Source organism: Halalkalirubrum salinum (genome assembly GCF_005543295.1).
GTDB classification, from domain to species: domain Archaea; phylum Halobacteriota; class Halobacteria; order Halobacteriales; family Haloferacaceae; genus Halalkalirubrum; species Halalkalirubrum salinum.
This window is the reverse complement of sequence record NZ_SRSG01000022.1, coordinates 1-12307: the sequence shown is the minus strand read 5'-3', so window position 1 is coordinate 12307 and position 12307 is coordinate 1. Positions and strand designations below refer to the sequence as shown.

The following is a 12307-nucleotide window of genomic DNA, read 5'->3' as shown; positions in this document are numbered from 1 at the left end:
CGGGTTTCCGAAACCGAACGTTTTTGCCTTTTGCAAATCTTCAATTTGCTCAACACTCGATCCGTGGTCATTTACACGCATCCCGGAGTGTCAATTTCTGCCGGTCAGCGTCTCCAGAGATCACGCACACGGAATTCCATCGGGTGGCTCCACAGCTGGTGCGCACTGGAGATCGCGTAGATCCCCAAGACGATGCTGCAGAGCAAAATCGGGTCGATGAGTACAAAAATTGGAACTTCGAGAAGCGAAGCGAGCACAGTCAACAGTCCGAGGACACCAACAGCCCGGTAATACTCTCCCCACGTTAGCCCAAAGTAGGTGACAACCTCCATGTATCGGCTGAGATCGCGCGCGCGATCAAGCGGTTTGACGGTTCGTGCGTCGCGGTTGTAATGGATAATACCGAGTTCATGGAGTTTTGGAAGGTGCGTCTGGTGAAGCGAAGAGTAGACGCTGTCGCGGGCGGACTTCGATGGCGGTTCGCCGTCGGCTTCAGCCTCGGCGATCGCCTCGCTGAGTTCGGCGACCGACACGCTCCCGCCAGCGTCCTCGAGGACGCGGACCGTCTCGAACCGCCGTCGGTTTCCCAGGATTTCATACACCTTGAACTGTGGAAGACTGATCGTCTCTACTGTCTTGAGCCCCATGTCTGGTACACCCTTGATCACGAACGACCGTACTAGTCAAGGACCGTTAGTTATGTATTTGCTGAATTTTCTCTTGAAGCTATAGGTTAGTCTTATAGACAGTCAAGATACTGGAAACATCTGGCTACCGGCGGATCGACGTCTACAGGGTAAGCCTGAAACCCGAAAAATACCGCTGAGATGTCGTTATTTTCCACGAAGATCCGCTCAGACTGCCCGCTGATCGGCTGATATCACGTTACGATCGACTGTGTACTCAACAGTAACATTTCAGCCATCTTATACTAATATGGGTGGGGATACTGGGGGTGAAGTGTGCTGCGACGGCCAGCAGGACCGATTCCTGTTCGAGCCGTCGAGCAATCCAAACCATGAACGACGACAACAGATATGGGCTATCACGGCGCAAAGCACTGGGTGGAATCGGAATCATTGGCCTTGCCTCTGCGGGAGCGGGGATGGGCACCACGGCGTTCTTCAGCGACGAGGAGAGCTTCGAGGACAATAGCTTAGAGGCCGGGGAGTTGGACCTGTACGTCCACTACGACTTTTATGCAGACCAGGGCGAGAAACTCGGTGAATACACTGATTCAGGAACGGTCCAAGGCGATGAGTCCGACGGAGCGTCTGTCAGCTACGGATTGGAGGACGTCAAACCGGGCGATTCCGGTGAGCTCGAGTTCTCCTTCTCGATCGTCGATAACGACGCGTACATGTGGATGTGCGGTGAGCTGACGGAGAACAACGAGAACGGCAGAACTGAGCCGGAAGCGGAGGTCGACGACACAGGCGGTGACCCCGGCGAAGGCAGAGGCGAACTCGCCGACTCGATCGAAGCGACGCTGTACTATTATGACCAGGATGGTGACTCCGAAGAGAGTGAAATCTTCGACGGGACGCTCCGGGGGGCACTGCTTGCACTCCGCAATGGTGTTCCACTCGACGGCGAGGGTGCCGAGAATCCGGTCGATGATCGCAACCCGTTCGAGGGCAACGATTCCGACGGAGAACAGAACGATATCTGTGTTCTACTCGACTGGGAAATCGACCCCGAAGAAGTTGGGAACGAGATCCAGACGGATTCGGTTGGCTTCGATCTGTCGTTCTACGCTGAGCAGTCGCGGCACAACGACGGAACGAACAATCCCTGCGTTACTGGCCGCGAAGGTGAAGACTTCGCCAAGCTTGAAGACGAGCTTGAGGACGCCAGCTGGCACGCGCGTGGGATCTACGGCGACGGAGGCGGTGCGGCGAACCGGGAGCTCGATATCCGGCTGCCTGACGACACGCCAGTCCACTCTGGCAACGAGAACTTTGCGTGGCCCAACAGCCAAGATGTACCGTTCGAGCTGACGATCGAAAACGGCGACGCGATCTGGAGCGTCGACGGTAACGAGGTCACAGTCGAGGATGCCCCGATCCCGATGGCAGATGGCGTCGGTGTGACGGCTAAATCGTCCAAGGAAGACGCGATCGTGACTGTTGAGAATATCATGGTCAACGGGAGCACCCCGTCAGGGGCGACGAGCGTCAGCGCCGAAGAGGAGACGAACCACATCATCCTCGAAGGTGCGACCTTGCAGGAAGGTGACGTCATCTCCGGCGACGTGACGTTCGAATGGGACGACGAGCCCTCGCGTGAGGAACTCGGGTTCCGCGTCGACGTCTGATTGGAATCGGTTCCTGACCAATTACTAACCCACACCGGAACTTCGGCGGTTCGACTCCGCCGGTGGGTTTCCCTTAGAGGGGATCATGAATGACGAACGGCAATACATTCGGTCTGTCTCGGCGAAAACTACTCGGCGGCCTCGGAGCGATCGGCGTCGCTTCAGCGGGTGCAGGGCTCGGCACGAGTGCCTACTTCAGCGACGAGGAGTCATTCGAGAACAACACCCTGACCGCTGGAGAGCTAGATCTCAAGGTCGACTGGACAGAGCACTACTACGACGGGTCCGATGACGAAACGGATGGCGTCGATATCAGTACGGACCCGGACTCCGGATATATCGGGTTTCCGTCGGCGGCATCGGACGAAGAGAAGACGATATACGTCGACGATTCGGCTCAGTTCATGGCCAACACAGCGATCGAGGCGTTTCCGGAATTCGACCCGGAGGAAGCCCCAGAGGAGATCGAAGCCGACGACTACGACGGCCAACAGGTCTTCCTCGACGACTCCATCTGTGAGTTACCGGCCGATCTCGACGATGCTCTGAGTCATCCGTATCGCACCGGTGCAGGAGTCGACGGCGGGGTCACCCTCGGCGACGGCCCGAATCCCCAAACCACCGTGGCCGGCGATCCGCTGATCAACATCAGCGACGTGAAGCCCGGCGACTTCGGCGAGGCCACTCTTAGTTTTCACCTGTGTGGAAACCCCGGCTACGTCTGGCTGACCGGTGCACTCGAGGACGCCAGTGAGAACGGCGTGACCGAACCCGAGGGCGAAAGTGAGAACGAACAAGAGGATGTCGTCGAATTGCTCGATGAAATCCACGCCGCCGTCTGGTACGACACGGGAGCAGACGGCGCTTACGGAGCCGATCCGGATGACAAGGACTCCGGCGAAGGCGATAACGTCCTCGGGGCGGGTGAATTCGTCCTGGCGAGTGGGTCCCTGCGTAGCGTTCTCTCGGTTCTCGAAAACGAAATGTTAATGCTCGACCCCGAGCCGATGTCAGCGTCAAAAATTCAAGAAGCCGACGAGGGCGTCGAAGACAACGGCGATACAAACGTCGTTGAAAGCCTCGACGGGGACAACTACACACTTTATGTGACAACAGACGACGAGGAGTTTACCGATTCGGATATCTCCGGTGCAGGCGGTCCACGAAACTACGACTGCGGACACTACGAGTCGATTTTCGGCATCGATCTCGTCGGATCCGCCGTCGAAGCGGGGAATCTCGAAAGTGAGACGACCTACAGCGGTTGTACAAATTTCACCGTTACTGATTTCAATCAAGAAAACGGCGAAATTACGCTCTCCACGGCCGGCCCGGTTCGCGTCGTTAGCGTAAAGGGCGGCAATAAGGGCGAAAACGTGTATCTCTTCGACGAGCCTGTGATCCTCGACACGGTGACGTTTTCGACGCCGACCGGTCAAGAGATCAGCAACATCGATGTCTGTTGTCCGGTCGGAGACGGTGAAAACGGAGATAACGGCGATAACGGTGACAACGGCGAGATTCCACCCGTTGAGAACGGCGATCGCTGCTTCCTGAACTCAACAACCGCCTACATTGGCTTCGAGTGGTGGGTCCCGACTGACGTCGGCAACGAGATCCAGACCGACTCGGTCATGTTTGACTTATCGTTCTACACCGAGCAGTGCCGCCACAACGACAATCCGGATCCCCGGGATATGGAGGCGGATAACTAGTTTGACACGCTCACACGGCCTTCCGATCACTTCCACCCACGCTGGTGCGTACCGGCCCCGCGGATAACGTGGAGCACTGGTGCTTCGGCGGTTCGATTCCGTCGGTGGGTTTCCCCAGGAGGGGAACACACATGACAAGCGGCAAATACGGACTATCACGACGGAAATTACTCGGCGGCCTCGGAGCGATCGGTGTCGCTTCGACGGGCGCCGGATTGGGAACGAGTGCGTACTTCAGCGACGAGGAGTCCTTTGAGGACAACTCGCTCGAAGCCGGCCAGCTCGATCTCAATGTCGACTGGGAAGAACACTACAACTACCCACAGCTGTACGGCTTCGATAATCCGACAGAGGGGCTCGACGTCCGTCGATCGGAACCGGGAGACGACGAGGACTACGTCGGTCTTCCCAATCCCACCGATCCGCTGCTGTGGATTCACAAGGACGATCTTGGTGACTACATGACCAACACCGCGATCGAGGCATTCCCGGACCCGAACGACGACGGGCGACAGGAGATCGTGGGCGACGCGTTCGAGCACGACGTGTTCGATCCCTGCCGAGACGGCGCAGACCTGCCGGAGGATCTCGAACCGGACAGCAATGGGATCGGGCGAACCGACAACGCGGATACAAACAGCGACGGAGAGCGCCATCCCCTTGTCCACCTTGACGACGTGAAACCGGGTGACTTCGGTGAACTCACACTGAGCTACCACATCTGTGACAATCCGGGGTACGTCTGGCTCACCGGCGAACTCGTCGATGAGGACGGTGGCACCCTGACTGAACCCGAAGAGGCTGTTGACTCGGATAATACAGCCAACCTCGCCGATTACGTTCAGACCGTTTGGTGGTACGACGACGGCGACAACGTGTTCAACCGCACGGACTGCGAGGGCGTTCTCTACATGACCAATCACAGCGCGAATGACCCCTCGACGCTGTACAAGGTGGAACTCGCCGTCGACAACGGGATCGCAACAGCAACGACAGACAAACTGGTGGATCTTGGTGATAACGACAAAAATGCGGATGATCTCGACTTCGCGAAGACCCACATTGCGGCTTCGACTGACGGGGCGACGATCTACGCGGTTGCGGAGTCCGGTGAGGGGCTGGCGAGATACGATACCGACAACGGCGACCTGGAGTATGTGCCGATCGATAGCGATGAGGCGCTTAACAAGATTACGCAGGCTGCCGTTGATACCGACGGACGGCTCTGGATCGGAAGTCATAATGACGATACGTTGTTCGAAATCGCCGACCCAGACGCAGATACCGTCGAGGTAACCGATCAGTTTGACCTGGATATCGATATTGAGGGCGCGGACAACGTGTTCGCCTCCAGTGGGCAACTGTACCTCTACACAAACGCTGACAACGCCCTCTACACTGTGAACCTCCTGACCGGAGATGTGATCGAGGTCGCCGAACTCGAAACCGGCGAAGATCTGACGGGGCTGGCGATCAGTGAGTCAGGGCGTGGTAACTTTGTCGCATCTGTGACAGAAAATACTGAAATCATCGAGTTCGATCTGGACGGGACAGTCCAGGAGCGCTACGAGTTTGACGGCGATCTCACCGATCACACCTACGGCGACCTGACAACCGGAGCACTCTGTGAACAGGAATTCACAGTCGGTGATGGAGGAACGCTTGGAGACGATCTTGATGCGCTCGAAGATGGGGTTCAGCTTGATGACCTCGGCATCAAGGAATGCTTCCAACCCGGGTTCACCCGGTATATCGGCTTCGCGTGGTGGATCCCAAGAGATGTCGAAAACGAGATTCAGGGAGACTCGCTGAGTTTCGATGTCGGATTCTATACGGAGCAGTGTCGCCACAACGACGATCCAAGTGGACCGTCGAGTGACTGACCGCAATACTCCGATTCCCGGAACAACGCCACCTAGGATCGAAGCACCTGCACTCAAACCCTGATAAAACGGATCTGCTCGGAAATAGACATTCCACCGAACACATCCAGACAACCCAACCGATATGAATCGCACACCAGTGCTGTATGCCCTCAAGAACGGCTTTGATCGGTCGTCTTTTTTCCTTTTTAGACACATGCTAAACAGCTACAATGATGCCCTGAACCGGGGTGTAGATCCAGAAGGCAGTTGTTACCTAAACGATATCAAGACAGTTCAACGAATGAATGAGACCGCGATCGCGGACTGTCGGTCAGCAGGCACCTGCGTTGAACCGGAGGGAGAGCGATGACTGACTGGGAACCGCCACTCACTCGCCGCCAACTGCTGGGAACCGCGACAGCCGGTGGACTCCTGTACGGCGGCACATCACTGCTAACGCAGGTCTCTGCGAATAAGCCGACGCACACCCACTATACGTACGCCCAAACGGAATCTGACGGGGATGACTCTGATGGAAGTAATCCATCGTTGCGGATCGCGTGGCGACAGGAGTACAACGGCGCGCTTGTGAGCGAGACTCCTGACGACGCACACAACGGGACCGACAACTGGGCTGAATCACCGATCGAGATACCCGATCGAAACGGCCCGGCGATCGACGAATCGAACATCCTTCCTGGCGACAATGGCAGTCTCCACGTCGGCCTCACTCCTGAGATCGATGACACCAACGAGACCGACGAGGTCGCCGCGTGGTTCCGTCCTCGGTTGACTGACGTGAGTGGACTTGCCAACGTCATCAAAGTCGAACTGTGGTACGACACGGGCTTTGCAGATATTGGTGGGTGTGACGGCGAGAATGGAATCGGAGACGATTCGATCAGTTCAGGAACGCTCCGAGAGGTGTTTACCGCTACCGACCTGTCCAACGGAGCACGTCTTGCCTGTCTTGAGGCGGACGAGCGGCTCTGTCTGGGGTTCACGTGGAGCCTTCCAAAGACAGTTGGGAACGACTATCAGGGCACTGGCGTCGACTTTGCCCTGGACTTCGGACTGACGTACTGTGAGGACCAAACCAGCCCCTTCAACAACGGAGACAACACATGAGCCCTCTTGGATCGGATTCATCGGGATTGAGCCGACGACAAATTCTCGGGCTTGTCGGCAGCGCCAGTGCAGCCGGCGCGTTGACCGGCGCGGCCACGGGTGCGAACCTTCTCGATCGTGAGCGTTTTGACGATAATTCGATCGTGACCGGTACGTTTGGGCTCTCACTCGATTGTGAGGGCGAAAACTGCGGCATAGATCAGCGGACGGTGGTGCTGAGTGTCTCTGATCTCACGCCCGGAGATTCGGGAGACGAGACCGTTACGATCACTGTCGAAGACAATGACGGCTGGGTGTGGCTTCGGACGGCCTGTCCCGACCCTGCGGGACTGGCGAACAATGTGGAGATACGCCTCTTGTTCGATGGCCATGTCCTCAAAGATCCAGACGGCGAGGATGTCGAGGGATCGTTATCAACGGTTCAAAAACAACTTGCCGACGGCGTCCAGCTTACCCCCGTCGGTGAAGAGTGTCTCACTGCTGACGACGAGTACGGACTACAGATCGAGTACAACCTTCCCAACGAGGTGCGTTCGACTCTCGAAAGCACAGAGACGAGTGCACGGTTCGAATTCCGCGCAGAGCAGTGTCGGCACAACGACTCGAGGATGAATCCGTTCGGCGCGTCTTCGTGCGAAGAACCGTGTCTGGAATGCGGCGAGGGTGACGGGAATAAAATCGCTCGTGCGGCCTTCGAATACGATGGCCCTGAGACGACTGTCGAGTTAGCCCAAGGGAGTACGGGCTCAAAGAACGGGAAGGGTAAACGGGCTAGTCAAGGAGATTCGGTGCTCAGTGAAACTGTTTCGTCGGGTGACACGATTACTGCTGATTTCCATGGCGAGACAAACTATGGCCCAGATATCGATTTCATCGCCGAGCAAGAGACGATCGCCTGTTTCCATATCAGCTGTTCTGCGCCATTCGGTCCGGGACTGCAGATCACAGGCGAACACGATGGGAATACCTACACACTGACTGTCGTCTCAGCAGCGGATACCGACGGAAATTCGCTCTGTTCGGTAGCTCCGTCGGCGAAAAATAGCTGTTCTGGGGGATCAAAGAAATGAATCACGCGAAGATCACCAAAACGATTGGAGTATTGCTGTTGATTGCACTGGTGGTTCCGTTCGTTATTTACGCGGCTCCGTGGGTGATCGGTGCCGATGCGAGCTACGTCGTGCTCACTGCGAGCATGACGCCAGCGATTTCTCCCGGTGACGTCGTCATCGTTGCTGAACAGGATCCCGCGACGATCGCCGAGGGTGATGTTATTACGTTTTATCGTGGAGATGAGAACACACCCACAACCCACCGCGTTATTGACGTTGAGGAAACCACCAACGGTCCCGAATTCGAAACGCAAGGGGACGCCAACGACGACCCCGATTCGGGGACCGTTTCACCTGAACAGCTCATCGGTGCGGTAATTCTCACTATCCCATTCATCGGGTACGTGACTCAGTTTGCCAGTTCGACTCTGGGGTTCGTGCTTCTCGTCGTGGTGCCGTTTGGCCTCTTGTTGATCACTGAGGCTTGGTCGATCGTGCGAAACAAAGGTTTATCGAGCGATTCCACATCGAGCGAGCGCACCAAATCAGTACCACCTGCAGATGACGATCGGCCGGCTGGAGTCGACCCACCGCATTCTCCGATAGGCGGCAGTCCAACTGACGTAGGTGGCGAGGCACCCCTCGGCGCACCCACGTACGAACCGTCTGCCGAGCAGGTGACGGTCGCTCCAACGCCCGTAGAATCAGACCAACACCAGGCCGACGACTCGGTTAATGAGCTGACAATAACCGCAACCGATCTCACGGTTTCGACACTCATACTCGGAGTCTTCGCCGGATACAATGTGTATATCGCGCTCAATGTGACGACCGCCCTGACGATCGGTGTGGCGGTCGGCAATACGATAACGTTCCTTATCGCGTTGGGAGTCCGTCTTTCGTCAATATTCTATGCGATGCAGTCACGTAGTCGGTCTGATTTAGACCACGTTACTGAGGCGCCCCACGATCGGCAGAGACCTGCAGAACAAGCTGCCGGAGAGCAGAGTCCCCAGACGACTGATGGAGGCGTCGATTTTACGGCAGGTGCTACTGAGGAGGAATCGGAGAGCAGTGAAGTCGTCGAACAGAGAGAGGACTGGGATAGAGAGGAGGCACCGAAATGAACCGCACGATGATCAGTGTGATTGCCGTAGCGGTGATTCTGTTTCTCGCTGCGTTTGGTGGGAGTGCCAGTACCGTGTCGTATCTGACTGATGGCGGTCAGACTGATATACAGTTCTCGACAAACGATTCGTTCGAACCCACCGAAGAGGCCGATCAAAGAACAGACGCCGAAGAGGGTAACCAAAACGAGAGTGAAAAAGCTGACAAAGACCTGGAGGGAGAAGATGATGACGAAGATAGAACAAAGGACGATGAAAAAGACCGCGACAAAGGTGACCAAGAGGACGGAGATGGGAGTGAAGATGGCGATGATGAAGAGAGTGAAGAGAGTGAAGATGGTGATGGCCTAGAGGGCGAAGAGAAGGATGATGAAGGGGATGACGGAAATGAGAGTGAAGAGGACGGGGAAGACAGAGAAAGCGAGGACAAAAAAGACGGCAAAGAAAATTCCGAAGAGGAAGATCAAGATCCTGACGGCGAAGATAGCGATGAGGACGACAGCGAAGACAGCGATGAGGACGACAGCGAAGACAGCGACGAGGACGACGGCGAAGATAGCGACGAGGACGATGGCGAAGATAGCGACGAGGACGATGGCGAAGATAGCGACGAGGACGATGGCGAAGATAGCGATGAGGAAGATAGCGAAGACAGCGATGAGGACGACGGCGAAGACAGTGATGAGGATGAGGGCGAAGATAGCGATGAGGACGACGGCGAAGACGAATAACTACGGTATCTGACAATCAGTTTTTCGCCATTGTTCGGGGCCCAGATTCTGATCGCACGATCGGATATGAATAGTCACCCTTCAGTCGTAAGTACAATTGCGCGTATCTTACAGCCGTCATTCTGAAGTCGCCTGCAGGTCTAGTAATTGCATGTCTCAGATGTGTGACGAGACGCAGATTCGTGCCCTGCACGACGATCTCGTATCGCTGTACGAGCCGGTCGATCGGGTAGCCGAACACGGCGCAGATCCGACCGCCGATCCGGGAGAGGGCGTCCGGCAGTTGGTGACAACAATCCTCTCACAGAACGTTGCAGATCAGAACACGACCCGCGCGGCCGAAGCGCTGTTTAACAGATATGATGACTTTGCGGCGATCGAGGCAGCCGACCACGAGGAGCTGAAAGAGACGATCCGCGTCGCCGGACTTGCCAATCAAAAAGCCCGCCGAATCCAGCGATCGCTGGCGGCGATCCGCGAAGAGACTGGTGGGGCCTACTCGCTTGCGTTCCTTGACGCAATGCCGACTGCCGAAGCGAAAGACTGGCTGACTGATATCAAAGGCGTGGGCCCGAAGACAGCCAGCGTCGTGTTAAACTTTCATTTCGGAAAGCCGACGATGGCGGTCGATACCCACGTCGAGCGGGTCTCAAAGCGGTTCGGACTCGTCTCTGAATCCGCCTCGAACGGGCGAGCACACGACATACTTGACGAACTCGTTCCAGACGAGCTAATCTATCCGCTCCATGTGCTGTTGATCCGCCACGGGCGGACGTACTGTTCAGCGCGGAGCCCAGACTGTGACAATCCCGTTTGTGAGCGATACTGCGAGTGTGAAGGCTGCGCACCGACGAGCGGAGACTGATCGAGCTGGTAATCAGTTCACAGTTCGAGTCGCCAGATCGGACGCAAATCGATCGAGGAAAGCGTCTCACGCATGGTACGCTGCGACCAGTTCGTCAAGCGCGTCGTGGTGGCTGGCGGTGTGTGGTGCGGTGAGCGGTGAGACGCTAACCGTTCCGTTGTAGACGGCGCGTCGATCGGTCCCCTCTGGGTCGGGCAAATTACCATTGCGCATTCGGCCCCAAATGTGGTCTTCGATCGAGATCACGTCACCGTCTCGTTCTGCGCCCATATCGTAGAATCCAGAAGGCTCGGTAACCGCAATTGGCGCGGATTCGCCGTCGTACAACGGTGCGTTGATGTTTAGATAGTCAACCTGCTCGAAGACGCCGCGGGAAGCCGATTGTCGAACAAAATACGCCGCAGCGTCTGTCGCGTTCCGATACTCCTCTGGCTCTATTGCTCCCGATTCCCAATCTTGATCACTGGGAATATACAGCGACACGGCGATCGCTGGCACACCGAAGTACGCCGCCTCGACAGCGGCACTAACCGTTCCTGACCGACCGAGCACGTACGAACCGAGATTCGCTCCCTTGTTACAGCCTGAGACGACTATGTCGACGTCCGGTGTCAGGGTACTCAGGCCTGCGACGACGCAGTCCGCTGGGGTGCCTTCGACTGCGTAGCCGAGGCGATGATCGTGCACACGTACTTCGTGAGACATCGACCGGCCGACGGCGCTTTGATCGTCAAGCGGGGCGACCGCAACGACGTCGCCGACCGCAGAGAGCGCATCGTAGGTGGCCGCAAACCCGACACTGTCGATACCGTCGTCGTTAGTCAAGAGAATCCGAGGATCGTCCATGTATGTCGGTTGCACGGTGGGATAAAAAACACACCGCTACCTGAAAATGAAAAATAACCCTCCATGCGGTCTCCGAAGTAAACCCGGAAGGAACACAAAGGAGCACCGAGACAATAGGAGTATGGGGCTTGGAAGCACGACAAAAAAGATTCAGTCGATCGCCGACACCGCCGAACAGATGTACCAACGGCTTAATGATCTCCGCGTGCAGGTCGAAAGCACACAACAAACGGTACAAACGACCGGCGAGAAGGTACAGACGCTCGAATCAGAGATCGTCGAACAGCGGGCAATACTCACTGCGATCGCTGAAGAACTCGATATCGACCTCGATCGAGTACAGGCCGACGCACATATTACCGAAGCTGAGACTGACGCCGAAGCTAGTAACGAATCTGACTCGAATAAATCCGACACAGACGAGATTACCGACGCTGAAGAAGACGATACTTCGGGACACACCTAAGAATATTATAAAACGACCCCGAGGCCAGCCAACGATGAGCTTCAGGGTTGCGTAACAGCTACAAAAAGTAGAAGTAAACAGTATCTAATGGTATGATTTATACTCGAAAGTATTACTAGTACCTGTAGCGAAGGTACAAGAGTCACATGGCCCTCAAACACGGTCTATACGAACGTTCAGGAGGGTTTTGTGACA

At 56.2% G+C, this 12307-nt stretch carries 11 protein-coding genes; 9 read left to right on the top strand and 2 right to left on the bottom strand.

Features of this window, described 5'->3' with window-relative positions:
* Window positions 1–104: 104 nt before the first annotated feature.
* Entirely contained in the window at window positions 105–647 is a 543-nt protein-coding gene (locus E5K03_RS08515; RefSeq protein ID WP_138006437.1) for a DUF7344 domain-containing protein, read from the bottom strand.
* Window positions 648–1018: 371 nt separating this feature from the next.
* Between E5K03_RS08515 and E5K03_RS08510 the strand changes: the two genes are divergently transcribed.
* The 8 genes from E5K03_RS08510 (at window position 1019) to E5K03_RS08475 (ending at window position 10800) form a co-directional block, all read left to right on the top strand.
* Entirely contained in the window at window positions 1019–2317 is a 1299-nt protein-coding gene (locus E5K03_RS08510) for a choice-of-anchor W domain-containing protein (RefSeq protein ID WP_138006436.1), read from the top strand.
* 89 nt (window positions 2318–2406) lie between these two features.
* A complete protein-coding gene (locus E5K03_RS17545) occupies window positions 2407–4032 on the top strand; it encodes a SipW-dependent-type signal peptide-containing protein (RefSeq protein ID WP_240729980.1) in 1626 nt (541 codons plus the stop codon).
* A gap of 131 nt (window positions 4033–4163) precedes the next feature.
* The gene (locus E5K03_RS17540; RefSeq protein WP_240729979.1) at window positions 4164–5915 is read left to right on the top strand and encodes a SipW-dependent-type signal peptide-containing protein; all 1752 of its coding nucleotides are present in this window, start codon (window positions 4164–4166) and stop codon (window positions 5913–5915) included.
* Window positions 5916–6263: 348 nt separating this feature from the next.
* The gene (locus tag E5K03_RS08495; RefSeq protein WP_138006435.1) at window positions 6264–7025 is read left to right on the top strand and encodes a hypothetical protein; all 762 of its coding nucleotides are present in this window, start codon (window positions 6264–6266) and stop codon (window positions 7023–7025) included.
* On the top strand, window positions 7022–8095 hold the full coding sequence (locus E5K03_RS08490) for a hypothetical protein (protein WP_138006434.1): 1074 nt from the start codon (window positions 7022–7024) through the stop codon (window positions 8093–8095). The genes E5K03_RS08495 and E5K03_RS08490 overlap by 4 nt, the downstream gene beginning before the upstream one ends.
* A complete protein-coding gene (locus E5K03_RS08485) occupies window positions 8092–9204 on the top strand; it encodes a signal peptidase I (RefSeq protein WP_138006433.1) in 1113 nt (370 codons plus the stop codon). Before E5K03_RS08490 ends, E5K03_RS08485 begins: the two co-directional genes overlap by 4 nt.
* A complete protein-coding gene (locus tag E5K03_RS08480; protein WP_138006432.1) occupies window positions 9201–9935 on the top strand; it encodes an AAA family ATPase in 735 nt (244 codons plus the stop codon). The genes E5K03_RS08485 and E5K03_RS08480 overlap by 4 nt, the downstream gene beginning before the upstream one ends.
* Window positions 9936–10086: 151 nt before the next feature.
* Entirely contained in the window at window positions 10087–10800 is a 714-nt protein-coding gene (locus E5K03_RS08475; protein ID WP_138006431.1) for an endonuclease III domain-containing protein, read from the top strand.
* Window positions 10801–10866: 66 nt separating this feature from the next.
* Here E5K03_RS08475 and surE read toward each other — a convergent pair whose 3' ends face one another.
* Window positions 10867–11646, bottom strand: a complete 780-nt coding sequence (gene surE, locus E5K03_RS08470; RefSeq protein ID WP_138006430.1) for a 5'/3'-nucleotidase SurE — start codon at window positions 11644–11646, stop codon at window positions 10867–10869.
* Between the two features lie 121 nt (window positions 11647–11767).
* On the opposite strand from surE, the gene E5K03_RS08465 reads away from it, so the two are divergent.
* Entirely contained in the window at window positions 11768–12112 is a 345-nt protein-coding gene (locus E5K03_RS08465) for a DUF5798 family protein (protein ID WP_138006429.1), read from the top strand.
* Window positions 12113–12307 lie beyond the last annotated feature (195 nt).